This is a genomic window from Pseudomonas sp. H3_E07, assembly GCF_054668895.1.
On sequence record NZ_CP162795.1, the window covers coordinates 1,382,203 to 1,407,001 of the forward strand.

At 61.4% G+C, this 24,799-nt stretch carries 21 protein-coding genes; 9 read left to right on the plus strand and 12 right to left on the minus strand.

Features of this window, described 5'->3' with window-relative positions:
- Window positions 1-11: 11 nt before the first annotated feature.
- Window positions 12-821 carry a tRNA cyclic N6-threonylcarbamoyladenosine(37) synthase TcdA gene (gene tcdA / locus AB4O08_RS06300; RefSeq protein ID WP_010212589.1) on the minus strand — a complete coding sequence of 270 codons (810 nt, stop codon included), beginning with the start codon at window positions 819-821 and terminating at the stop codon, window positions 12-14.
- Between the two features lie 217 nt (window positions 822-1,038).
- Between tcdA and AB4O08_RS06305 the strand changes: the two genes are divergently transcribed.
- From AB4O08_RS06305 to AB4O08_RS06320, 4 genes are all read left to right on the plus strand, one after another.
- Complete coding sequence (locus AB4O08_RS06305) at window positions 1,039-3,630, plus strand: glycosyltransferase (protein ID WP_176332288.1); 2,592 nt, start codon at window positions 1,039-1,041, stop codon at window positions 3,628-3,630.
- A gap of 255 nt (window positions 3,631-3,885) precedes the next feature.
- On the plus strand, window positions 3,886-5,037 hold the full coding sequence (gene dapE, locus AB4O08_RS06310) for a succinyl-diaminopimelate desuccinylase (RefSeq protein WP_021492435.1): 1,152 nt from the start codon (window positions 3,886-3,888) through the stop codon (window positions 5,035-5,037).
- On the plus strand, window positions 5,037-5,846 hold the full coding sequence (locus AB4O08_RS06315; RefSeq protein ID WP_010212595.1) for a putative RNA methyltransferase: 810 nt from the start codon (window positions 5,037-5,039) through the stop codon (window positions 5,844-5,846). Before dapE ends, AB4O08_RS06315 begins: the two co-directional genes overlap by 1 nt.
- A gap of 54 nt (window positions 5,847-5,900) precedes the next feature.
- Entirely contained in the window at window positions 5,901-6,278 is a 378-nt protein-coding gene (locus tag AB4O08_RS06320; RefSeq protein ID WP_010212596.1) for a hypothetical protein, read from the plus strand.
- A gap of 140 nt (window positions 6,279-6,418) precedes the next feature.
- Here AB4O08_RS06320 and AB4O08_RS06325 read toward each other — a convergent pair whose 3' ends face one another.
- Complete coding sequence (locus tag AB4O08_RS06325) at window positions 6,419-6,628, minus strand: cold-shock protein (protein ID WP_003219353.1); 210 nt, start codon at window positions 6,626-6,628, stop codon at window positions 6,419-6,421.
- Between the two features lie 182 nt (window positions 6,629-6,810).
- Here AB4O08_RS06325 and plsB point away from each other — a divergent pair, with 182 nt between their 5' ends.
- Genes plsB through AB4O08_RS06340 form a run of 3 tightly spaced genes read left to right on the plus strand, consistent with a single transcriptional unit; the run spans window position 6,811 to window position 10,514 of the window.
- Window positions 6,811-9,330, plus strand: a complete 2,520-nt coding sequence (gene plsB, locus AB4O08_RS06330) for a glycerol-3-phosphate 1-O-acyltransferase PlsB (protein WP_021492436.1) — start codon at window positions 6,811-6,813, stop codon at window positions 9,328-9,330.
- Window positions 9,331-9,381: 51 nt separating this feature from the next.
- Window positions 9,382-9,783 (plus strand): YbaY family lipoprotein, encoded by a 402-nt coding sequence (locus AB4O08_RS06335; RefSeq protein WP_176332289.1) that lies wholly within the window; start codon window positions 9,382-9,384, stop codon window positions 9,781-9,783.
- Window positions 9,784-9,824: 41 nt separating this feature from the next.
- Window positions 9,825-10,514 carry a DUF4197 domain-containing protein gene (locus AB4O08_RS06340; RefSeq protein WP_010212601.1) on the plus strand — a complete coding sequence of 230 codons (690 nt, stop codon included), beginning with the start codon at window positions 9,825-9,827 and terminating at the stop codon, window positions 10,512-10,514.
- A gap of 437 nt (window positions 10,515-10,951) precedes the next feature.
- On the opposite strand, the gene AB4O08_RS06345 is transcribed toward AB4O08_RS06340, so the two are convergent.
- Together AB4O08_RS06345 and AB4O08_RS06350 are read right to left on the minus strand one after the other, a co-directional pair.
- Window positions 10,952-14,017, minus strand: coding sequence for an efflux RND transporter permease subunit (locus tag AB4O08_RS06345; RefSeq protein WP_010212605.1), 3,066 nt, complete (start codon window positions 14,015-14,017; stop codon window positions 10,952-10,954).
- A gap of 6 nt (window positions 14,018-14,023) precedes the next feature.
- Complete coding sequence (locus AB4O08_RS06350; RefSeq protein ID WP_021492439.1) at window positions 14,024-15,124, minus strand: efflux RND transporter periplasmic adaptor subunit; 1,101 nt, start codon at window positions 15,122-15,124, stop codon at window positions 14,024-14,026.
- Between the two features lie 93 nt (window positions 15,125-15,217).
- Between AB4O08_RS06350 and AB4O08_RS06355 the strand changes: the two genes are divergently transcribed.
- A complete protein-coding gene (locus tag AB4O08_RS06355; RefSeq protein WP_010212608.1) occupies window positions 15,218-15,853 on the plus strand; it encodes a TetR/AcrR family transcriptional regulator in 636 nt (211 codons plus the stop codon).
- A 190-nt stretch (window positions 15,854-16,043) separates the two neighbouring features.
- Here AB4O08_RS06355 and AB4O08_RS06360 read toward each other — a convergent pair whose 3' ends face one another.
- Window positions 16,044-16,826, minus strand: a complete 783-nt coding sequence (locus AB4O08_RS06360) for a class I SAM-dependent methyltransferase (RefSeq protein WP_021492440.1) — start codon at window positions 16,824-16,826, stop codon at window positions 16,044-16,046.
- Window positions 16,827-16,922: 96 nt separating this feature from the next.
- On the opposite strand from AB4O08_RS06360, the gene AB4O08_RS06365 reads away from it, so the two are divergent.
- The gene (locus tag AB4O08_RS06365; protein ID WP_010212611.1) at window positions 16,923-17,543 is read left to right on the plus strand and encodes a hypothetical protein; all 621 of its coding nucleotides are present in this window, start codon (window positions 16,923-16,925) and stop codon (window positions 17,541-17,543) included.
- 3 nt (window positions 17,544-17,546) lie between these two features.
- On the opposite strand, the gene AB4O08_RS06370 is transcribed toward AB4O08_RS06365, so the two are convergent.
- From AB4O08_RS06370 to ppc, 7 genes are all read right to left on the minus strand, one after another.
- The gene (locus AB4O08_RS06370) at window positions 17,547-18,245 is read right to left on the minus strand and encodes an extensin-like domain-containing protein (RefSeq protein ID WP_042571742.1); all 699 of its coding nucleotides are present in this window, start codon (window positions 18,243-18,245) and stop codon (window positions 17,547-17,549) included.
- 3 nt (window positions 18,246-18,248) lie between these two features.
- Window positions 18,249-19,076, minus strand: coding sequence for an isocitrate lyase/PEP mutase family protein (locus tag AB4O08_RS06375; RefSeq protein WP_042571741.1), 828 nt, complete (start codon window positions 19,074-19,076; stop codon window positions 18,249-18,251).
- Between the two features lie 27 nt (window positions 19,077-19,103).
- The gene (locus AB4O08_RS06380; protein ID WP_042571740.1) at window positions 19,104-19,964 is read right to left on the minus strand and encodes a DUF72 domain-containing protein; all 861 of its coding nucleotides are present in this window, start codon (window positions 19,962-19,964) and stop codon (window positions 19,104-19,106) included.
- Window positions 19,964-20,254 (minus strand): hypothetical protein, encoded by a 291-nt coding sequence (locus AB4O08_RS06385; RefSeq protein WP_016979856.1) that lies wholly within the window; start codon window positions 20,252-20,254, stop codon window positions 19,964-19,966. Before AB4O08_RS06385 ends, AB4O08_RS06380 begins: the two co-directional genes overlap by 1 nt.
- Window positions 20,255-20,414: 160 nt before the next feature.
- Window positions 20,415-21,101 (minus strand): tRNA (adenosine(37)-N6)-threonylcarbamoyltransferase complex dimerization subunit type 1 TsaB, encoded by a 687-nt coding sequence (gene tsaB, locus AB4O08_RS06390; protein ID WP_042571738.1) that lies wholly within the window; start codon window positions 21,099-21,101, stop codon window positions 20,415-20,417.
- 90 nt (window positions 21,102-21,191) lie between these two features.
- Window positions 21,192-21,839, minus strand: coding sequence for an adenylate kinase (adk, locus tag AB4O08_RS06395; RefSeq protein WP_010212617.1), 648 nt, complete (start codon window positions 21,837-21,839; stop codon window positions 21,192-21,194).
- Between the two features lie 297 nt (window positions 21,840-22,136).
- Window positions 22,137-24,764 (minus strand): phosphoenolpyruvate carboxylase, encoded by a 2,628-nt coding sequence (gene ppc, locus AB4O08_RS06400; RefSeq protein WP_042571737.1) that lies wholly within the window; start codon window positions 24,762-24,764, stop codon window positions 22,137-22,139.
- Between the last annotated feature and the right edge of the window lie 35 nt (window positions 24,765-24,799).

Here is a 24,799-nt window from a genome sequence, read left to right on the forward strand (position 1 = left end):
GGCATTAAGATTTAAGTGGGTTTGACCCGCTCGGATGGCCTGCGCACACCGGCCACGATCTTATCGACCGCCTTGGTGGCCGCGACCATGCCGAAGGTGGCCGTCACCATCATCACCGCACCAAACCCACCCGCGCAGTCCAGTTTCACGCCGTCCCCGACAAAACTCTTCTGCAAACAAATGCTGCCGTCCGGCTTGGGATAACGCAGCTGTTCGGTTGAAAACACGCACGGCACGCTGTAATGGCGAGTCACGGTACGTGAAAACCCATAGTCGCGACGCAAGGTGGAACGCACTTTCGAGGCCAGCGGATCATTGAACGTACGGTTCAAGTCGCAGACCTGGATCAGTGTCGGGTCGATCTGCCCGCCGGCGCCGCCGGTGGTGATGATCTGGATCTTGCGGCGCTTGCACCAGGCGATCAACGCAGCCTTGGCGTTGACCGCGTCGATGCAGTCGATCACGCAATCAATAGTGGGCGTGATGTATTCAGCCATGGTGTCGCGGGTCACGAAGTCCGCCACCGCATGCACCGTGCAATCCGGATTGATGCCGCGCAGGCGTTCTGCCATCACCTCGACCTTGGGCTTGCCCACGGTACTGTCCAGCGCGTGCAACTGGCGGTTGCTGTTGCTGACGCAGACATCATCCAAATCAAACAGCGAGATCTCACCCACCCCACAACGGGCGATGGCTTCCGCCGCCCACGAGCCCACGCCGCCGACGCCGACGATCGCCACATGGGCTGCTTTCAAGCGCTCCAGGCCTTCAATGCCATACAAGCGGGCGACGCCTGCAAACCGTGGATCTTCTGTACTCATGACCATTACCCCAAAAACCGGCGCGCATTATGGACTACAGAGCGACAAGTTCGAAGCGACAAGCTACAAGTAAAGAACTTAGATGGCCTTTCGCTGACTAATGTCCGGTTTTTCTCTGCTTGCTGTACGGTCAGGGAGGGGCCGGTGTAGGATGCGCGCCGTTCGGCGCAGGCCGACACCTCTTTTCGTTCCACACCCTTTGGAACCCGAAATAGCCATGGCATCGCGTAAATTTGGACTCAACCTGGTGATCGTGCTGGCAATTGCCGCGCTGTTCACCGGTTTCTGGGCGCTGATCAACCGCCCCGTCACCACCCCCAACTGGCCTGAACAGATCTCCGGTTTTTCCTACTCGCCGTTCCAGCAAGGCCAGTACCCCCAGAAAAATCAATTCCCGACCGACGATCAGATGCGTCGTGACCTTGAGATCATGAGCAAGCTGACGGACAACATCCGTACTTATTCGGTCGACGGCACCCTGGGGGATATCCCCAAGTTGGCGGAAGAATTCGGCCTGCGCGTGACCCTCGGGATCTGGATCAGCCCGGACCTTGAGCGCAACGAGCGGGAAATCCAGCGAGCCATCGAAATCGCCAACACCTCGCGCAGCGTAGTGCGGGTGGTGGTCGGTAACGAGGCGGTGTTCCGTAAGGACATCACGCCAGAAGCGCTGATCGTGCTGCTGGATCGAGTGCGCGCCGCTGTAAAAGTGCCGGTGACAACCTCCGAGCAATGGGACATCTGGGAGAAGAACCCACAACTGGCCAAGCACGTCGACCTGATCGCCGCGCACATCCTGCCGTTCTGGGAATACATCCCGATGGACAAGGCCGGCCAGTACGTACTCGACCGCGCCCGGGACCTGAAGAAACTGTTCCCGAAAAAGCCGCTGCTGCTCTCGGAAGTAGGCTGGCCGAGCAACGGCCGCATGCGCGGAGGCAATGAAACCTCCCCGGCCGACCAGGCGATCTACCTGCGTACGCTGGTGAACAAACTGAACCGCCAGGGCTTCAACTACTTCGTGATCGAGGCCTTCGATCAGCCGTGGAAAGTCAGCGACGAAGGCTCGGCGGGTGCTTACTGGGGCGTGTACAACGCTGCACGCCAGCAGAAATTCAACTTTGAAGGGCCCGTGGTCGCGATTCCGCAATGGCGTGTGCTGGCCATCGGTTCGGTGGTACTCGCGCTGCTGTCCCTGACCCTGTTGATGATCGACGGCTCGGCCTTGCGCCAGCGTGGTCGCACCTTCCTGACCTTTATCGCGTTCCTCTGCGGTTCGGTGCTGGTGTGGATCGGCTACGACTACAGCCAGCAATACAGCACCTGGTTCAGTGTCACCGTGGGCATCCTTCTCGCGCTCGGCGCCCTGGGTGTGTTTATCGTGTTGCTGACCGAAGCCCACGAACTGGCGGAAGCGGTGTGGACCCACAAGCGTCGGCGTGAATTCCTGCCGGTTAAAGGGGATTCGGACTACCGCCCGAAAGTGTCGATCCATGTGCCGTGCTACAACGAGCCGCCGGAAATGGTCAAACAGACCCTCGACGCCCTGGCCGCCCTCGATTACCCGGACTACGAAGTCCTGATCATCGACAACAACACCAAGGACCCGGCGGTATGGGAACCGGTGCGCGACTACTGCGAAACCCTGGGCCCGCGCTTCAAGTTCTTCCACGTCGCGCCTTTGGCTGGCTTCAAGGGTGGCGCGCTGAACTACCTGATCCCGCACACCGCCAAGGATGCCGAAGTGATCGCAGTGATCGACTCCGACTACTGCGTGTCGCCAAACTGGCTCAAGCACATGGTGCCGCACTTCGCCGATCCGAAAATCGCCGTGGTGCAATCGCCGCAGGACTACCGCGACCAGAACGAAAGCACCTTCAAGAAGCTCTGCTACGCGGAATACAAGGGCTTCTTCCATATCGGCATGGTCACCCGCAACGACCGTGACGCGATCATCCAGCACGGCACCATGACCATGACCCGTCGCTCGGTGCTTGAGGAATTGGGATGGGCTGACTGGTGCATCTGCGAAGATGCCGAACTGGGCCTACGCGTATTCGAGAAGGGTCTGTCGGCGGCGTATTACCACGACAGCTACGGCAAAGGCTTGATGCCGGATACCTTTATCGACTTCAAAAAACAGCGTTTCCGCTGGGCCTACGGCGCGATCCAGATCATCAAGCGCCACACCGCCAGCCTGCTGCGCGGCAAGGACACCGAGCTGACCCGTGGCCAGCGCTACCACTTCCTCGCGGGCTGGTTGCCGTGGGTGGCGGATGGCATGAATATTTTCTTCACCGTTGGCGCGTTGTTATGGTCGGCGGCAATGATCATTGTGCCGACGCGGGTTGATCCGCCGCTGCTGATTTTCGCAATCCCGCCGTTGGCGTTGTTTGTGTTCAAGGTGGGCAAGATCATCTTCCTCTACCGTCGAGCGGTAGGCGTGAACTTGAAGGATGCGTTCTGTGCGGCCCTGGCCGGTCTGGCGTTGTCGCACACCATCGCCAAAGCGGTGCTGTACGGTTTCTTCACCACCAGCATTCCGTTCTTCCGCACACCGAAAAACGCGGATAACCACGGCTTCTGGGTAGCCATCTCCGAAGCCCGCGAAGAGATGTTCATCATGCTGCTGTTGTGGGGCGCGGCACTGGGGATCTACCTGGTGCAGGGCCTGCCAAGCAATGACATCCGCTTCTGGGTGGTGATGCTGCTGGTGCAGTCGCTGCCGTACGTGGCGGCGCTGATCATGGCGTTCCTGTCGTCGCTGCCGAAACCTTCGGCGAAGGCTGAGCCCGTCACAGCCGCGTAAAAACTTGCGCAATGCACTAAACGGCGGCCTCTGGCCGCCGTTTTGCTATAAGATAACGGCCGTTTTGCAAGACTTGGCCTGGACCACTGCTTTCACGTGGGAGCGGGCTTGCCCGCGATAGCATCACCGCGTTCTGACTGATAGACCGAGGTGTCTGCATCGCAGGCAAGCCAGCTCCCACCTGGCTCTGCGCCACTTCACAGGTTGTATTCCACATTCGTCCTGCGCCCATTACACGCTTTCCGGAGTTTCCCCATGACGGCCCATGCCGACCTTTCGCCGACCCTTCAACTTGCCATCGACCTGATCCGTCGCCCCTCCGTGACGCCGATCGACGCCGATTGCCAGAAGCTGATGATGCAGCGCCTGGGCGACGCCGGTTTTGCGCTGGAACCGATGCGCATCGAGGACGTGGACAACTTCTGGGCCACCCATGGCAAACACGATGGCCCGGTGCTGTGTTTTGCCGGCCACACCGACGTGGTACCGACCGGCCCGGTGCAGGCGTGGCAGAACGATCCGTTCGACGCGCTGATCGATGAAAACGGCATGCTCTGCGGGCGTGGCGCGGCGGACATGAAAGGCAGCCTGGCGGCCATGTTGGTGGCGGCTGAACGTTTCGTCACCGATTACCCGGACCACAAGGGCTCGGTGGCTTTCCTGATCACCAGCGATGAAGAAGGTCCGGCGCACCACGGCACCAAGGCCGTGATCGAACGCCTGGCCGCACGCAAGGAGCGCCTGGACTGGTGCATCGTTGGCGAACCGTCGAGCACCACACTGGTGGGCGATGTGGTCAAGAACGGTCGTCGCGGCTCCCTCGGTGCCACGCTGACGGTACGCGGTGTCCAAGGCCACGTGGCCTACCCGCACCTGGCGAAGAACCCGATCCACTTGGCGGCGCCGGCCCTGGCCGAATTGGCCGCCGAGCACTGGGATGACGGCAACGCCTTCTTCCCACCCACCAGCTTCCAGATCTCCAACCTCAATTCCGGCACCGGCGCGACCAACGTGATCCCCGGTGACCTGAAGGCGGTGTTCAACTTCCGCTTCTCCACCGAATCCACCGTCGAAGGCCTGCAGCAGCGGGTTGCCGAGATTCTCGACAAACACGGCCTGGACTGGCACGTGGAGTGGGCGCTGTCGGGCCTGCCGTTCCTCACCGAACCGGGTGCGCTACTGGATGCCGTGTCGGCCAGCATCAAGGCGATCACCGGTCGCGAAACCCAGGCGTCCACCAGCGGCGGTACCTCCGATGGGCGATTCATCGCCACATTGGGCACCCAAGTGGTCGAGCTGGGCCCGGTCAACGCGACGATCCACCAGGTCAATGAACGCATCCTCGCCAGCGACCTCGATGTGCTGACCGAAATCTACTACCAGACCCTGATCAAGTTGCTCGCCTGATGCTGGCCTGCCCCATTTGCAGCGCACCGCTGAACGCGGTGGACAATGGTGTGGCGTGCCCGGCAGGGCATCGTTTCGACCGCGCACGCCAGGGTTACCTGAACCTGTTGCCGGTGCAGCACAAGAACAGCCGCGACCCCGGCGATAACCTGGCGATGGTGGAAGCGCGCCGCGACTTCCTCAACGCCGGGCACTACGCGCCAGTGGCCCAGCGCCTGGCCGAGCTGGCCGCTGAACGTGCGCCGGCGCGCTGGGTCGACATCGGCTGTGGCGAGGGTTACTACACCGCGCAGATCGCCGACGCCTTGCCCCACGCCGACGGCTATGCACTGGATATCTCCAAGGAAGCGGTCAAGCGTGCCTGCAAGCGCAACCCGGCGCTGACCTGGTTGATCGCCAGCATGGCCCGTGTGCCGTTGGCGTCAGGCAGTTGCCAGTTCCTCGCCAGCGTGTTCAGCCCACTGGACTGGGAAGAGGCCAAGCGCCTGCTCAGCCCCGGCGGCGGCTTGATGAAAGTCGGCCCGACCAGCGGCCACCTGATGGAGCTGCGCGAGCGTCTGTACGACGAAGTGCGTGAGTACACCGACGACAAACACTTGGCCCTGGTGCCGGACGGTATGAGCCTGGCGCACAGCGAGACGTTGGCGTTCACCCTGAGCCTGGCCGAGCCCCAGGACCGCGCCAACCTGCTGGCCATGACCCCGCACGGCTGGCGTGCCAGCGCCGAGCGCCGCGCACAGGTGATCGAGGCGGCCGAGCCGCTGGTGGTCACTGTGTCGATGCGCTACGACTATTTCGTGCTTCAATAAATAACTTTCCAGTATCCGCGAATGGATTTTCGAATCCCGCAACGAGGAACATCCATGCGCCAACCCGATATCGAGATTTACCTCAAGGACGCCGACGTCGACCACAAGGCCATCGCCGCCTGGCTGGGCGCCGCCCTGGGTCCGTGCTCCGACTGGGTCCAGAAAGGCCAGACCTACAAATGCAAGGCCGGCAACGTGCCTGTCACCTGGCTGCCGAAAGCCGTCGGCAAATGGAACAGCCTGTACCTGGAAAGCGACCAGACCCCATGGGACGACGACATCGCCTGCGCCCGCGCTGCATTTGTTGCGCTGAACGTGGAAGTGCGTTGTGCACCGGGGACCTGGGTTGAGGAAGAAGGTGAGGAAAGCGCTGACACCTGGATTCGGATCAGCGAAGACGGTGAAGAACAGATCACCTGGAAAACTGCCTGATCCTGAATGGTGAACCCAATCAAACTGTGGGAGCTGGCTTGCCTGCGATGGCATCACTACGGTCTTACTGAATAGACCGAGGTGTCTGCATCGCAGGCAAGCCAGCTCCCACAGTTGGTTGGGTTACCCAGCCAGGGGCTTTATAGACCGACCACATCCTCCGCCTGCAACCCCTTCTCGCCGGTCACCACGGCGTATTCCACCTGCTGGCCCTCGGCCAGGGAGCGATGGCCTTCGCCGCGAATGGCGCGGTAGTGCACAAACACGTCCTTACCGTCTTCGCGCTGGATAAACCCATAGCCCTTTGCATCGTTGAACCACTTCACATTGCCGGTTTCACGCGTTGCCATCTGTCTTACTCCCACATGCATTTTTATTGTTGAGCCGCTCGCATTGAACTGCCGAGTATAAGACAGGCTCAAAAACGATCAACTCAAGTTTACATCGCTGCTTTTTTGCCGATTTTCGGCGAATACGGCACACTACTCGCCCGAGCGCCTGCTCGGTTTTTTCCACTTGAAGCAGCACGCCTATGACCCGTTCCCCGTTTCGCCGTCTAGTGTTCGGCACCTTGCGCCGACTGTTGTACCTCTGGGTCCGCTCGGAGACGATCAACCAGTCGTCCCTGACCCTTAACCTGGACCGCAGCCGGCCGGTGTTCTATGTCCTGCAATCACCCTCCCTCACCGAATTGGCCGTGGTCGATGCCGAGTGCACCAAGGCCGGCCTGCCGCGCCCGGTGCTGCCGGTCTCGGTCGGCCCGTTGATGGAACCCGCGGCGTTCTTCTACCTGACGCCGGAGCCGGACTGGCTCGGCCGCCAGGACAAGCGCGGCGCGCCGCCCACACTGACCCGTTTGGTCGGCACCCTCACCGAGCACGCAGAAGAGAATGCACAAATCATTCCGGTCAGCGTGTTCTGGGGCCAATCCCCCGAGAGCGAGTCCAGCCCGTGGAAGCTGTTGTTTGCCGACAGCTGGGCGGTCACCGGGCGTCTACGCCGCTTGTTAAGCATCCTGATCCTGGGTCGCAAGACTCGGGTGCAATTCTCCGCGCCTATCAACCTGCGTGAATTGATCGAGCACAATAAAGGCCACGAACGTACCGTGCGCATGGCCCAACGCATCCTGCGCGTGCACTTTCGTAACCTGAAGACGGCGGTGATCGGTCCCGATTTGTCACACCGCCGCAACCTGGTGAAGGGCTTGGTCAACATGCCGCTGGTGCGCCAGGCCATTGCCGATGAGGCCGAACGGGAGAAGATCAGCCCGGAAAAAGCCAAGGCCCAGGCCCTGCGCTACGGCAACGAAATCGCCTCGGACTACACCTACACCGCGATCCGCTTCCTCGAAGTGGTGCTGAGCTGGTTCTGGAACAAGATCTACGACGGCATCAAGGTCAACAACATCGAGGGTGTGCAAAAGGTTGCCCAGGGTTATGAGGTGATCTACGTACCGTGCCACCGCAGCCACATCGACTACCTGTTGCTGTCCTACCTGCTGTTCAAGAATGGCCTGACCCCACCGCACATCGCCGCCGGCATCAACCTGAACATGCCGGTGATCGGCAGCCTGCTGCGCCGTGGCGGTGCGTTTTTCATGCGCCGCACCTTCAAGGGCAACCCGCTGTACACCTCAGTGTTCAACGAATACCTGCACACCTTGTTCACCAAGGGCTTCCCGGTGGAGTACTTCGTCGAAGGCGGCCGTTCGCGCACCGGGCGCATGCTGCAACCAAAGACCGGAATGCTGGCGATCACCCTGCGCAGCTTCTTGCGTTCTTCGCGCATGCCCATCGTATTTGTGCCGGTTTACATCGGTTATGAGCGCGTACTGGAAGGCCGCACCTACCTGGGCGAGCTACGCGGTGCGAGCAAGAAGAAAGAGTCGATCTTCGACATCTTCAAGGTAGTAGGCGCGCTCAAGCAGCGTTTTGGTCAGGTTGCGGTCAACTTCGGCGAACCGATCAAGCTGGCCGAATTCCTCGACAGCGAACAACCGGGCTGGCGCGCCCAGGACCTGGCCCCGAACTACAAACCGGCCTGGCTAAACGAAACCACCAACCGCCTCGGCGAACAAGTGGCACGCCACTTGAACGAAGCCGCGGCGGTAAACCCGGTCAACCTGGTGGCCCTGGCATTGCTGTCCACCACCCGCCTGGCCCTGGACGAACAAGCAATGGCGCGCCAACTGGACCTGTACCTGGCGCTGCTGCGCCGCGTGCCCTACTCGCCCCACACCACCCTGCCCGACGGCGATGGTCTGGCGCTGATCAAGCACGTCAAGGACATGGACCTGCTGTCGGAGCAGAGCGACGCCCTGGGCAAGATTCTGTACCTGGACGAGCAGAATGCCGTCCTGATGACCTATTACCGCAACAACGTGCTGCACATCTTTGCCCTGCCGGCGCTGCTGGCGAGCTTCTTCCAGAGCAGCTCGCGGATGAGCCGCGAGCAGATCCTGCGTTACACCCACGCGCTGTACCCGTACCTGCAATCGGAACTGTTCATTCGCTGGTCGCTGGAAGAGCTGGACACGGTGATCGACCAATGGCTGGAGGCCTTTGTCGAGCAAGGGCTGCTGCGCTTCGAGAACAACGTGTACCTGCGCCCGGCGCCGAGTTCGCGGCATTTTGTGCTGTTGACCCTGCTGTCCAAAACCATCGCGCAAACCCTGCAACGCTTCTACATGGCGATTTCGCTGCTGCTCAACAGCGGCCAGAACAGCATCAGCGCCGAAGAACTGGAAGACCTGTGCACGATCATGGCCCAGCGCCTGTCGATCCTGCATGGCCTCAACGCCCCGGAATTCTTCGACAAGAGCCTTTTCCGACATTTCATCCAGACCTTGCTGGAGCAAGATGTGCTGCGCCGCGACGAGGCCGGCAAACTGAGTTATCACGACCTGCTCGGCGAACTGGCCGAAGGCGCGGCCAAACGCGTGCTGCCGGCGGAGATTCGCCTGTCGATCCGCCAAGTGGCATTGCATCGCGTGGACGGCGCCGCCGAGGCACCCGTCGACCCCGAAGCCACTGCACCTGAAGAAACCCGCTAGATTTAAACAGGCGCCGGATGGATTCCGGCGCCGTTGAAAAGGAGCAACACCATGAAAAAAATCATCCTCCTGGGCCTGACTGCCCTGCTCGGAGCCTGCCAATCCATGAGCCCCGCCCCCAAAGCCAGCCTCGACGGCGAAGTGTTCTATCTGCAACGCATCGCCCTGCCGCCCACCGCGACCTTGAGCGTCAGCCTGCAGGACGTGTCGCTGATGGATGCGCCGGCCGTGACCCTGGCTGAGCAGAAAGGCCCGGTCAAAGGCCAGGTGCCGCTGCCGTTTCACCTGAGCTATGACCCGGCGCAAGTCAAACCTGGCCACACTTATTCGGTGAGCGCTCGCATCGAAGTGGATGGCAAGCTACTGTTTATCACCACCGAACGGCACGCTGTGCAGCTCAATGGCCAAGACGCGCAACCCCTGCGCCTGCGGGTTGATGCTGTCGCCCACTGATAGTCTCCAGAACTTAAGCCAGATTAAAAAAGGAAGCGCCCATGCTCCGTAACTCCCTTCGTTTTACTGCCCTGTGTGCCGGCCTGCTGCTCGGTGCCAACGCCATGGCCCTGGACTTGAGCAGCCTGTCCCAGGGCGACGCCAGTGGCGGCCTCAAGGACGCCCTGACCCAAGGCGCGCAGATCGCCGTGAAGCAACTGGGCGTACCGGGTGGTTTCAGCAACAACCCGGAAGTGAAGATCGGTCTGCCTGGCAAGCTGGGCAAAGTCGCCGACAAACTGAAAATGTTCGGCATGGGTGACCAGGTGACCCAGTTGGAAACCAGCATGAACAAGGCCGCCGAAACCGCCGTGACCCAGGCCCAGCCGATCCTGGTCAACGCCGTAAAGAACATGAGCGTGACTGACGCCAAGGGCATCCTCAGTGGTGGCCAGGACTCGGCCACCCAGTACCTGAACAAAAGCAGCCGCGAACAGATCCGCGCCAAGTTCTTGCCGATCGTCAAGGCCGCGACCGACAAGGTCGGCGTCGCCCAGCAATACAATGCCCTGGCCGGCAAAGCCGCTGCCTTTGGCGCAGTGGACGCCAAGAGCGCCAACGTCGAAAACTACGTGACCGAACAGGCGCTGGATGGGTTGTTCAAGATGATTGCAAAGCAGGAAGAAACCATTCGCGAGAACCCTGCGGCCGCCGCGACCAGCCTGGCGAAGAAAGTCTTCGGCGCACTGTAAAACCGGGAATGAATCCAGGCAGGTGTGGGGGGCTCACCTGCCCGGTTCCAAGCAGTTCTTCTACGATCAGAAGAACTTTCCTAAACCAAAACCACCGAATGCGATCATGCCTAGGGGCATCACACCGAAGCCTATGGTCATACTCTTGTTGGGCTTGCAAGAGTCCTTGCAAGGATCCTTGCAAGGGTTGGTAGGCTTGGCAGGTTCAGGCTTGCTAGGCCCGCAAGGATTACAACCCCAGCTCGACTTAGACGCGCTGATATTGATATTAAGCATTCCCATAAGCACTCCTTGAATCATTGAATTGAAGCGTCCACCAACAGGCGTGAACCCTGATTGGCGAAAGACCTGACAATCAGGTAATCAATGAGTGGCCCCACACCTTGGAAGCGTTCCCGCCTCCGCATCCCCTTTGTGAAAAACCCTACGACAACTCTTTACCCAGCCTGTGGTTTGACCCGGAACCATGCTGCGTACAAGGCCGGCAAAAACAACAGCGTCAGCGCCGTCGCCACAATCAGACCGCCCATGATGGCCACGGCCATTGGCCCGAAGAACACACTGCGTGACAGTGGGATCATGGCCAGCACTGCTGCGAGGGCTGTCAGCACAATCGGGCGGAAGCGTCGGACCGTGGCTTCGATAATCGCCTGCCAGGGCGCCAGGCCCGCCTTGATGTCCTGTTCGATCTGGTCGACCAGAATCACCGAGTTGCGCATGATCATCCCGGACAGCGCGATGGTGCCCAGCATGGCCACGAAGCCGAACGGCTGGCGGAATACCAGCAGGAACAGCGTCACGCCAATCAGGCCCAGCGGCGCTGTCAGGAACACCATCGCAGTGCGTGAGAAACTGCGCAGTTGCAGCATCAACAGGGTCAGCACCACCACGATAAACAATGGCACGCCGGCTTTGACCGAGTTCTGGCCACGGGCGGAATCTTCCACCGTACCGCCGACATCCAGCAGGTAACCATCCGGCAGTTCAGCACGCACGCCTTCAAGGGTCGGCAGGATCTGCTGGACCAGCGTCGCCGGCTGCTCCTTGCCATAGATGTCCGCGCGAATGGTCACCGTGGGCAGACGGTTGCGGTGCCAGATGATGCCTTCTTCAAAACCGTATTCGAGGGTGGCGATCTGCGACAGTGCTACGCTTTTGCCATTGTCGGTCGGCACCGCCAGGCTGGGCAGCAACGACAGTTCGGTGCGTTCATGCACGGTGCCGCGCAGGAGGATTTCGATCAACTCGTTGTCCTCGCGGTACTGGCTGACGCTGGAACCGGTCAACGAGCTCTGCAGGAATTTCGACAGGTTGGCCGTGCTCACGCCGAGGGCGCGGGCGCGGTCCTGATCGATATTGAGGTAGACGATCTTGCTCGGCTCTTCCCAGTCGAGGTGCACGTTGGCCACGTGGGGATTTTCGCGAACCTTCACCGCGACTTTCCGAGCCAGGGCGCGGACTTCCTCGATATGTTCGCCAGTCACGCGGAACTGCACCGGATAGCCCACAGGCGGGCCGTTCTCCAGGCGTGTGACCCGTGAGCGCAGGTCAGGGAACTGTTCGTTCAGGGTTTGGATCAGCCAGGTGCGCAGGCTTTCGCGCTCCTCGATGGTTTTGGCCAGCACGACAAACTGGGCAAAGCTGGCGGCCGGCAGTTGTTGGTCCAGCGGCAAGTAGAAACGCGGCGAACCGGTGCCGACGTAGGCCACGTAGTTGTCGATGCCCGCGTGTTCCTTGAGCAAGGCTTCCAGGCGCTTGACCTGGTCGGCGGTGTTGCTCAGGGAGGCGCCTTCCGCCAGCTTCAGATCCACCATCAGCTCCAGACGGCCAGATGCCGGGAAGAACTGCTGCGGCACAAAACGGAACAGCGCCACCGAGCCGATAAACAGCAGCAGGGTGAGGACGATCACGGTTTTGCGCCGGCGCACGCACCACTCCACCATGCGTCTTACGCGCTGATAGAAGGGTGTGCCGTAGGGATCCGGCCCATCGGTGCCGTGCTTGGCCGCATGAATCTTCGCCAGGTCCGGCAGGAGCTTTTCCCCCAGGTAGGGCACGAACACCACCGCAGCCACCCAGGAGGCGAGCAACGCAATGGTCACTACCTGAAAGATCGAACGGGTGTATTCGCCAGTGCTCGATTGCGCGGTGGCAATCGGCAGGAAGCCCGCTGCGGTGATCAGCGTACCGGTGAGCATCGGGAACGCGGTGCTGGTCCAGGCGAAACTCGCGGCCTTGAGCCGGTCGTAACCTTGCTCCATTTTGATCGCCATCATTTCCACGGCGATGATCGCGTCGTCCACCAACAAACCCAACGCCAGCACCAGAGCGCCGAGGGAAATCTTGTGCAAGCCGATGCCGAGGTAGTACATGGTGGCAAACGTCATCGCCAGCACCAGCGGAATCGCCAGGGCCACTACCATGCCGGTACGCACACCGAGGGAGAAGAAGCTCACCAGCAACACGATGGCCAGTGCTTCGGCCAGCACTTGCACGAATTCGCCGACGCTGGTTTTCACCGCTGCCGGTTGGTCTGACACCTTGCGCAGCTCCATGCCGGCCGGAAGGTTCTTCTGCAGGCGTGCGAATTCACCTTCCAGGGCTTTACCCAACACCAGAATGTCGCCGCCATCACGCATGGCCACGGCCAGACCGATCGCGTCTGCCCCCATGTAGCGCATGCGCGGTGCCGGTGGGTCGTTGAAGCCGCGGTGGATGTCGGCTACGTCGCCGATGCGGAAGGTACGGTCGCCCACGCGAATCGGGAAGTTGCGGATTTCTTCCACCGTCTTGAAGTTACCCGACACGCGCAGTTGCACACGTTCGCTCGGGGTTTCAAAGAAACCGGCCGTGGAAACAGCATTCTGCTCCTGCAACGCCTGCTGGACTGCCGCCAGCGGTAAACCGAGGGTCGCCAGCTTGAGGTTGGACAGTTCGATCCAGATTTTTTCGTCCTGTAGGCCTAGCAGCTCGACCTTGCCCACATCCGCCACGCGCTGCAGCTGAATCTGGATACGGTCGGCGTAGTCCTTGAGTACGGCGTAGTCAAAGCCGTCGCCGGTCAGGGCATAGATATTGCCGAAGGTGGTGCCGAACTCATCATTGAAAAACGGCCCCTGGATATCCGGCGGCAAGGTCTGGCGGATATCGCTGATCTTCTTGCGCACCTGGTACCACAGCTCAGGAATCTGCGCTGAATGCATGGAGTCACGGGCGATAAAGGTGACCTGGGATTCGCCGGGGCGCGAGAACGAGACGATGCGCTCGTACTCACCGGTTTCCATGAGTTTTTTCTCGATGCGCTCGGTGACTTGCCGCGACACTTCCTGGGCCGTGGCGCCAGGCCAATTGGTCTTGATCACCATGGCCTTGAAGGTGAACGGCGGGTCTTCGCTTTGTCCCAGCTTGGAGTAGGACAAGGTGCCAACCACTGCCAGCAGGATCATCAGGAACAGAACGATCTGGCGATTACGCAACGCCCATTCGGAAAGATTGAAACCCATCGGGGACTACTCCTTGGCCGCCAGATTCACCACACGGTTGGAGCGATCCACCGGGCGCACCTGCTGGCCCTCGTGGAGCACATGCACACCCGCAGCAATGACCCAATCCGTAGGGCTTAACCCTTCCAGTACCGGTACGGTTTTTTCACCGAAAGCACCGATGCGTACCGGTGTGCGCTTAAGGGTATTGTCGGGCTGCACACGCCAGACGTAGGACGCACCGTTCTCCGCACTGAGAGCCGACAGTGGGACCGAGAGAGGAATATCGCCGTCGACCTGTATGAATACACGTGCGCTCTGGCCCAGTTCCGCCGGGACTTTGCCGCCGGTGAATGCCACGCGGGCAGCAAACGTACGCGACTTTGGATCGGCGGCCGGTGACAGTTCACGAATGCGGCCGGTGAAGCGCTGGTCAGGCTGGCTCCACAGCTCGACCGACACCGGCTGGCCGATCTTGAAACGGCCAAAACCCTGCTCCGGCAGGCTGATCAGCACTTCGCGCTCGCCATCGGTCGCCAAGGTAAACACGGTCTGGCCGGCGGACACCACCTGGCCAACTTCTACCGCACGCTTGGCCACCACCCCATCCTGTGGCGCACGCAGCACCGCATAGCCGGCCTGGTTGCTGGCCACGTCGAACTCGGCCTTGATCTGCTTGAGACGAGCAACACCGGCTCGGTAGAGATTTTCGGAATTGTCGTACTGGGAGCGGCTGACCATCTGACGGTCCATCAGGGTCTTGTAGCGGTCACGCTCGGCGCGCACCAGGCTCAGGTTGGCCTCGGCGGCGGCGACTTGGGCACGGGTGGCTTCCAGTTGCAGGCGCACATCTTGCGGGTCGAGTTCGGCCAGCGCCTGGTTGGCCTTGACCCGCTCGCCCTCTTCCACTAACCGCTTGCTGACTTTGCCACCGATGCGAAAGGCCAGGTCCGGTTCATAACGGGCGCGCACTTCACCGGGGTAGCTGTCCATCGACTGTGAAGAAGGCTGTGGCTGCACCACCATGGCCGGACGGATGGTGGTCTGGGCCGCTTCTTCATGGCCGCATCCGGCCAACAGGAAGACCAGACTGACAGGCAACGCAAAGGGCAGGAAAGTACTGCGCATGCTGTAGGACCTTTCGCAAATGGAGCTAAGAATAATTATACTGGCGGGTATGTTATTAATACCAAACTCACCAGTCCAGTATTAAAGGTGAAAATGTCCGACAATCCTGTGAACACCAATAGCCCCGGGCGTCCCAAGGACATGGCAAAACGCCAGGCAATCCTCGAAGCGGCGAAAATCCTGTTTTTGAGCAATGGCTACGCCAGTACCAGCATGGATGCCGTGGCCCTTGAGGCCGGCGTGTCGAAACTGACCGTGTACAGCCACTTCAACGATAAAGAGACCTTGTTCACCGCCGCGGTGGTGGCCAAGTGCGAAGAACAACTGCCGGTGATGTACTTCGAGTTGCCTGCGGGCATGCCCGTGGAGACTGTGTTGCTGAATATCGCGCGGGGGTTCCACCGCCTGATCAACAGCGAGGAGTCGGTCAACCTGCATCGCCTGATGATGACCACTGGCAATCAGGACGTGAAACTCTCGCAGATCTTCTTCGAGGCGGGCCCGATGCGCATGTTGCAAGGCATGGAGCGCCTGCTTGGCAAAATCGACCAGAGCGGCGCCCTGAGCATCGACAAACCGTTCACGGCAGCCGAGCACTTCTTCTGCCTGCTCAAGGGCACGGCGAACTTTTGCTTGCTGTATGGCTGCGGCGGGCAACTGAGCGAAGAAGCTGCCGAAGCCCATGTGCAGGACGTGGTGGGGTTGTTTATGCGGGCTTATCGGCCCTGAATTTTCATTGACCTTAAGGGCCTCATCGCAGGCAAGCCAGCCCCCACATTTTCGACCGATTTACACCTGATAGGGCTCGGGCGACTATCAGGCCGTCATGGGAGCAAGCTCCCTCGCCACGGGCCCAGCGCCACACCGACAAGTGTGTAGACATCTATGCGGCGATGAGGGCCTCAAACCTAAAGCAGCTTCAGGGTTTGAGGGCTTTCTTGGGGTAGATGTCATACCGGCTGGACTTGCCATCCAGCGCATGGCTCGGCTTGGGCCCGTCAATGCACGGTGCCTTGCGCGGGCGCTTCACCACCACGCGGTGGCTGGCCAGGGCCAGGGCCGCAGCCAACAGCGCCGGCGCGTCCGGATCATCGCCCACCAGCGGTCGGAACAGGCGCATTTCCTTCTTCACCAGGGCGGTTTTCTCACGGTGCGGGAACATCGGGTCGAGGTAGATCACCTGGGGCGGCTCGCCTTCCCAGTTGAGCATCACGTCGATGGAGTTGCCCTTGAGCAACTTCATGCGCGCCACAATCGGTGCCACCTCAAAATCATCCGCGCCACGCGCCAAACCATCTTCGAGCAAGGCGCCGATCAACGGTTGGCGCTCGATCAGGCTCATCTCGCAGCCCAAGCTGGCCAGCACAAAAGCGTCCTTGCCCAGGCCGGCTGTGGCGTCCAGCACCCTGGGGCGCACGCCTTGGGCGATGCCCACGGCCTTGGCGATCATCTGCCCGCTACCACCACCGTACAGGCGCCGGTGCGCTGCCCCGCCTTCGACAAAGTCCACCCGCACCGGTCCAGGCGCGTCGGGCCCGAGCTGTTGCAGCTGTAGGCCGTGCTCCCCCACTTGCAAGGAAAAGTCCGCATCCGCCACGTGCATCGGCAAACCCAGCAGTGACGCCCACTGTTCGGCACGGCCCTGGAAACCTTCGCCCAAGGCCTCGACCTGGATGCGGCTGGCCGCTGGTTGTTCGCTCATCAATCACTACGCTCAAAAATATTAAGGATCGGCAAACAGCGGCCGATAAAAACAACAGTCAGGTATTTTGCCAGAGCTGAGCGTCGACCGAGAAAAATGTCAGACATTCTTCCCCTAACCATCGGTGTACTGCCGACCCATAACCACTACGGCCTGCGCAATACTCAAGCGCTGGCCGGGGTGAGTCATGTGTGGCAGGACTTCTTCGCCCGTGCATTGGCCGAGCAGCTCGGCGATACGCCGGACGCGCTGGCTGTGCAGGCGCCGGTACCGGCGGATCCAGCGGTAGAGCCCAGCGAAGGCGCCGATCTGTTGGCGCAGATCCTCACCCAGCGCGAATGCGATGTGAGAGACACCGAGATCGCCCCACCGGAACCGCTGTTCCTGCCAATCGCCGAGCTCGAGACCGACTTGCTGCCACCCGCCGCCCCGCCGTTCCCTGAAGAAGAAATCGTCGCCCAGCAGCGCCAGCAGAACTTCGAAAGCGGTTGGGTGCGCCCGATCGTGCTGACCGCCGGCCAACCATTGCCGGAGCCTGGCCCGGCGCCGGAGCCACGCCCACTGCACCTGCCTATCGCCGAGTTCGAACTCGACCTGCTGCCGCCCGCTGCCACGCCGTACCCGACCGAAGAACTGGTTGCGCAACAAAAGGCGCTGGACTTCGACTACTACTGGGCTCGCCCGCTGGTCACCCAAAACCTGCGTCTGGCCGCCTGACACTCAGCGACACACCCACCAACGCCCCATATCCAGATGAAAATGGTTGCGGTGCGCGGCGTTGTAGTCCGGGCTCAGTACCACGTTGAAATCATCGCAGGCGCTATCGCGGACCTCTCGCAAGAACCGCGCCTTCTCCCCCTCCCCCGGCCAATCCCTGAGCACGCTGACAGTGCGACCGTCCGCCAGGCGGAAACCGGCAATGTCCAGGGCATTGGCCGACGCATGCTGGCTGAGTCGCCCTTCGGCGCGGTTATACATATTGCGGCAGGCAAAGCTGCCTAGATGATCGACCCGCGTCACCGCCTGGCCGAACACGGCCTGGGCCGCCGGTTGCAGGCTGTGGCGCTCAAACAGGGCGAATGCCACCGCCAGCGGGCAACTGGCGAGAAAACTGCTGCTGAGTCCAACCGCCGCCCCCTGAACGCGCAAGGTATTGCGCAGCGGACACGCGGCATCGGCGGGCGTATCGGCTTGATGGCTGACGCGCAGGCCCGAGGTTACCAGCACCTGGTCGCACAACGCCGGGTCATCCTGCAGACGCCCCAGCTTGTAGCGCGTCAACAGATTCGGGCTAGCGCGCACATCCAACGGTGCCCACGGGTTCCAATCGGCCGGCAGCGGCACCCAGCCACGCCAAACGCCAACGGCACAGGCGCCGGCCAGGATCAGCAACACGCCTGTCACTTTGAAAAAACTCACCCCTTAGCCCTTGAAGAATTGGTTGGCCTGGCTGAACGGCATCTTGCGCTCAGTGAAGGTGAACGTGCCCAGTTCGTACACTTCCTGGGCTGCGCGATAGAACTCACCATAGGCAGCCAACGCCAGGGCCGAGCCGACGCTGATGCGCCGCACACCCATCGCGCTGAGCTGCGCGACGCTGAGGTTCAAGCCGCCGGACATCAATACGTTCACCGGTTTGGGCGCCACCGCCTTGACCACCGCCAGCACTTCCTCGGCACTGCGCAGGGCCGGCGCATACAGCACGTCGGCACCGGCTTCGGCGTAGGCTTGCAGGCGGCGGATGGTGTCGGGTAAATCCAGGCGACCATGCAGGAGATTTTCCGCGCGGGCGGTCAGGGTAAAGGGAAATGGCAAGCTACGCGCGGCGGCCACCGCAGCTTCGACGCGCTCCACGGACAGGTCGAAAGGATAGATCGGGTCAGCGGCAATGCCCGTCGCGTCTTCGATGGAACCGCCGACGATACCGGTGGCAGCGGCACGCAGGATGGTCTGGGCGCAGCCTTTCGGGGTGTCGCTGAAGCCGTTCTCCAGATCCGCCGATACCGGCAACGCCGTGGCCTTGGCAATCATGCTGGCATTGATCAGGGTGTCTTCCAGGGACAACGCCCCTTCCGCATCCGGGCGCGCCAGGCTGAACGCGTAGCCCGCACTGGTGGTGGCGAGGGCTTCGAACCCCAGGCTGGCCAGCATCACGGCAGAGCCTGCATCCCACGGGTTGGGCATCACGAACGCACGGTCACGCTCATGCAGGGCCTTGAAGGTTTCGGCGCGAAGGGTTTGGGCATCCATGTCTGGCTCCTGGCGGGGAAAGGAGCCCTAGAGTAACCCCAGTTGCTCCACGGCGGGGGCACGATCCAGCACAGGTAAGGCTGGCAGACCGGGCAGACGCGCCATCAACTGGTCATGAAAACGCAGGGCCAGTTGGGCGGCGAGGCGGTTATCCGAGGTGTGCAGGAATACGTAGGGGGTGCGGCCTTCTTCGATCCAACCTGCGACTTTTTCCACCCAAGGCACCAGAAACGGATCGTTGGCTTCCAGTTCGGGATGACCGATAAAACGCACCTGAGGAAACTGCGTCAGTGCCGCCGGCCGGGGGGGCACCTTGGGTTTTTTCGACTGGGCGTGCAGTACGGCAGCCGATGTAGAGGTGCAACTGAACAACGCGCGCGGGTCCAGGCAGATACGCTCCACGCCCCGATCCCGTAACAAGCGGTTAAGCATGCGCTCCGCGTCGCCTTTGGCGAAGAACGCCTGATGGCGTACTTCCACCGCCAGGGGCCGCTCCAAACCATCAATGAAACCTGCCAACTCCCCCAGACGCTGCGGTGTGAACGTCGCGGGCAGCTGCAACCACAGCGGCGATACGCGCTCACCCAATGGGCTCATCAAGCCCACAAAGCTTTCCGCAGCCGGTAGCTGTTCAATCAGGTTGCCGCTGTGGCTGATATCACCGGGAAACTTGGCCGTGAAACGGAAATCGTCGGGCATGATCTCAGCCCAGCGTTGCACCGTGGCGGTCGATGGGCGGGCATAGAACGTGGTGTTGCCTTCAACAGCGTTGAAGACCTGGGCGTAAAGCGCAAGGTAGTCGCTGGAACGGGCATCCGCGGGGTACAGGTACTCGCGCCAGGCGTTTTCACTCCAGGACGGGCAACCGAGGTAGTAAGGCAGACGCATCAGATGTGGATGTCGAGGCCCAGCACTTCCATATCCCATTCGACAAAACCGGCGGTGGTCAGGTAGCTGGCCAGGGCGGTGGCGACGCTTTTGCTCATGGAGCGCGGGAAGACCATGTCTTGCTGACGGGCGGGAAGACCACTGATGCGTGCTTGAGCGTTGGCCTGCGCGTCGGACTGGACCTCGATGAAGTCCGGCGAATCCTCGACGGACTCGTCTACCGTGACGTTTGCCTTACGCGGCTTGCGCTTGATCGGGTAGGACTGTGAGGAAAAGCCATCAATACGCATGGGCGCGAACTCGCTATCAGTAGTGGCATTTTGGCAGCATCATCCGTGGTGCGCAAATGCTCTGGTGATAACTAGAACACATAATTTGAAAAAGGTTTTAAATCGGGGGCAAATTCTGACGATTGGTGAAGTTAGCCCCAAACTGCCATCATTTTTGGCGTCAAATAATCCCGCGTTCGGCCTTGGTCTGCGCCACTTTATCGCGCAGGTACACAGGTGCAGCCTGGTCTGCAGGAATCGCCTCGCCGCGTTCGAACGCGAAGCGCGCGAGGGTCAACAAGTCTTCAGCGTGGGGCAACATCGCCGCATCCTGGCCCACCAACGGCACAGCGATGCGCTCGCCATAACCCCAGCCGGTGCCAGCACCGAACCAGTCGCCGCTGGCATCGACAGGCAATACCGATGACTCCGGTGCCTGCACGGCTTCCACACCGACCAGGCGCATTTCACCCGCTGTTTCGCGGTAGCAGCCCCAATAGACTTCATCCATACGCGCATCGATGGCCGCTGCCACCTGCTGGGCGCCGTGTTCACGCAAGGCGCGCTGCGCCAGCATGGCAAGGTTGGACACCGGCAGCACCGGGCGCTCCAGGGCAAACGCCAGGCCCTGCACCACGCCGATAGCGATACGCACACCGGTAAACGCACCCGGGCCACGGCCGAAGGCGATGGCATCTACCGCTGCCAGCGTAGTGCCGGCGTCTTCCAGCAGTTGCTTGATCATTGGCAACAGCTTCTGCGCATGCAGGCGCGGGATCACCTCGTAGTGGCTCGTTACCTTGCCATCGTGCAGCAAGGCAACGGAGCAAGCTTCAGTCGCGGTGTCCAGGGCCAGCAGGGTGCTCATCGGTGTAGGTGTCCAAGTCGAAAAAAAGTGCGCCAGTATAAACAACAACGGCCCGCAAGCGGGCCGTTATCCGTGTAGCCGGCAGAGGGATCAGCTGAGTGCTTGCAGCACTTTGGCGGTGATCGCTTCAACCGAGCCGACGCCAGGAATGTGGCTGTACTTCGGCTTGCCCTGGGCGGCGGACAGCTTCTGGTAGAAATCCACCAGCGGCTTGGTCTGGGAATGGTAGACCGACAGGCGATGACGCACGGTTTCTTCGGTGTCGTCCTTGCGCTGCACCAGGTCTTCGCCGGTCACATCGTCCTTGCCTTCCACCTTTGGCGGGTTGTAGACGGTGTGATACACGCGGCCAGAGGCTTCGTGAACGCGACGACCGGCAATACGCTGGACGATTTCTTCATCTTCCACCGCGATTTCAACCACGGCATCCAGCTCAACGCCGGCCTTCACCAGGGCTTCAGCCTGGGGAATGGTGCGTGGGAAGCCGTCGAACAGGAAACCGTTCTTGCAGTCTTCCTGGCTGATGCGTTCCTTGACCAGGTTGATGATCAAGTCATCGGAAACCAGGCCACCGCTGTCCATCACGCTCTTGGCGATCAGGCCCAGCTCGGTACCAGCCTTGACGGCCGCACGCAGCATGTCGCCGGTGGAGATTTGTGGAATGCCGAATTTTTCAGTGATGAACTTTGCCTGAGTACCTTTACCGGCCCCGGGAGCTCCCAGCAGAATGACGCGCATCGATGTGCTCCTCAATTTTTTATATAGAGATGACGCTCGGATTCGCCGCGTGGGGGCAAATCTCGTAGAAGTGTGGCTCGTAAAAATAGAATTCGGGCCGCCCAAACGGCCAAAGGCTGATCAAGATACACAGCAGGCCTTAACCACACAAGCCGCCAAAAGTCGCAGGAACCCGCGCAGCGCTTACGTCATAGGTAGGGTGTGCCTGGGTGCAACCCGGCCCCATAAACGCCGGCCGCCCGTTTCAGGGCGGCCGCCGTGGTTTATCTGCAAGCTATTGAGAACACGCAAAAAACCCTAGCCAGTGTTACGCAAACCAGCGGCGATACCGGCCACGGAGACCAGCAGCGCCTGTTCCAGAGGGCTGTCCTGTGCCGCTTCCTGCTGGCGTGAGCGCGCCAGCAACTCGGCCTGCAGCAAGTGCAAGGGGTCAAGGTAGGTGTTGCGCAATCGGATGAACTCCAGGGTGTCCGGGCTATGGGCCAACAGTTGCGACTGGCCGGTCAGGCCAAGCACCACGCTGCACGCCTGCGACAATAGGTCGCGCAGATGTGCACCCAATGGCAGCAGGTCCGGCTGCACCAGGCGCTCGTCATACAGGCGGGCGATATCGGCATCGGCTTTGGCCAGCACCATTTCCAACATGTCGATGCGGGTACGGAAGAACGGCCACTGCTCGCGCATCTGCCCCAGCAGCTCGCCTTCTCCGCGTTCCAGCGCCTTGCTCAGCGCCGCCTCCCACCCGAGCCAGGCCGGCAGCATCAGGCGAGTCTGGGTCCAGCCGAAGATCCAGGGAATCGCACGCAAGCTTTCAATTCCACCCGCACGGCGTTTGGCCGGGCGACTGCCCAGAGGCAAGCGACCCAGCTCCTGTTCCGGCGTGGATTGGCGGAAATACTCGACGAACTGCGGATTTTCCCGCACCACGGCGCGGTAAGCGCTGACACCGTCTGCCGCCAATTCATCCATCAAATGGCGCCAGGCCGGCTCTGGCGGCGGTGGTGGCAGCAGGGTCGCTTCCAATACCGCAGCCAGATAGAGATTGAGGTTCTGCTCGGCGATATCCGGCAGGCCGAACTTGAAGCGGATCATCTCGCCCTGTTCGGTGGTGCGGAACCGCCCCGCCACCGAACCCGGTGGCTGCGACAGGATCGCAGCGTGGGCCGGGCCGCCGCCACGGCCAACGGTGCCGCCCCGACCGTGGAACAACAGCAGCTCCACCTGCTGCTCGCGGCAGATATCCACCAGCCGTTCCTGCGCGCGGTACTGTGCCCAGGCTGCCGCGGTAGTGCCGGCGTCCTTGGCCGAGTCCGAGTAGCCGATCATCACTTCCTGCGGCCCCTGCAAACGCGCGCGATAGCCCGGCAACAGCAACAGTTGCTCGATCACCGGGCCGGCGTTATCCAGGTCGGCCAGGGTTTCGAACAGTGGCACCACACGCATCGGCCGTTGCACGCCCGACTCTTTAAGCAACAGTTGCACTGCAAGCACGTCCGAGGCAGCGCCGGCCATGGAGATGACATAAGAGCCCAACGATGCAGCCGGTGCGGCGGCGATTTCCTTACAGGTGTTGAGCACCTCGGCAGTGTCCGCCGACGGCTTGAAATAGCCCGGCAGCAGGGGTCTACGGTTAGCCAGTTCCTTCATCAGGAAACTGATACGGGCCTCTTCGTCCCAGTCCTCGTACCGACCCAGGCCGAGGTAATCGGTGATTTCCGTCATGGCGGCCGAATGGCGACTGGAATCCTGACGCACATCCAGACGCACCAGGAACAGCCCGAACGTCACCGCCCGACGCAGGCAGTCGAGCAACGGGCCATCGGCAATCACCCCCATGCCGCACGCGTGTAGCGAGTGATAGCACAGCTCCAGCGGCTCCAGCAGGTCACGGTTGTTCTGCAATACGTCGGCCGGCGCCGGGGTACTGCTGCTCAACGCGGTGTGCGCCCATTGGCGCGTCGCCCGCAGGCGCTCGCGCAGTTGCTTGAGCAAGGCGCGATAAGGTTCGACGCTATCACCGACCTTGGCCTGCAACGCCGGGCTGGCTTGCTGCATCGACAGCTCGGAGGCCAAGTGGTCGATATCGCGCAGGTAGAGGTCGGCAGCCATCCAACGCGCCAACAGTAAGACTTCACGGGTGACCGGCGCCGTGACATTCGGGTTGCCGTCACGGTCGCCGCCCATCCACGAGGCAAAGCGGATCGGCGCGGCTTCCAGGGGCAAGCGCAAACCGGTGGCGGCATGCAGCGCCTGATCGGCCTTGCGCAGATAATTGGGTATCGCGTGCCACAGCGAATGCTCGATCACCGCAAAGCCCCACTTGGCTTCGTCCACCGGCGTAGGCCGGGTGCGGCGGATTTCTTCGGTGTGCCAGGCCTCGGCGATCAAGCGTTGCAGGCGCTGGCGGATCTGCTCGCGCTCTGCGGTGGTGAGGTCGCGGTGATCTTGCGCCGCCAGTTGGGCGGCGATGGCATCGTATTTCTGGATCAGGGTGCGACGCGCCACTTCGGTAGGGTGAGCGGTGAGCACCAGTTCGATCTCCAGGCGCCCCAACTGGCGGGCCAGAGATTCGTTGCTGTGGCCTTCGCTTTGCAGGCGCGCCAGCAACTCGGGCAATACGCGGGACTCGAACGGTGCCGGCTGGGACTCATCACGCCGGTGGATCAGTTGGTACTGCTCGGCGATGTTGGCCAGGTTGAGAAACTGGTTGAACGCCCGTGCTACCGGCAACAGTTCATTTTCCTGCAACTGGTTGAGGCGGGTGCTCAGCTCATCCCCGGCCCCCCGACGGTCCGCCTTGGCGCCTTTGCGGATCTGCTCGATCTTGTCGAGGAAATCATCGCCGTACTGCTCTCGAATGGTGTTGCCCAACAGCTCACCCAGCAGGTGAACATCCTCACGCAAGCGTGCATCGATATCACTCATCAGCCAATCTCCAGCCAGAAATCCGGGACGCGCAG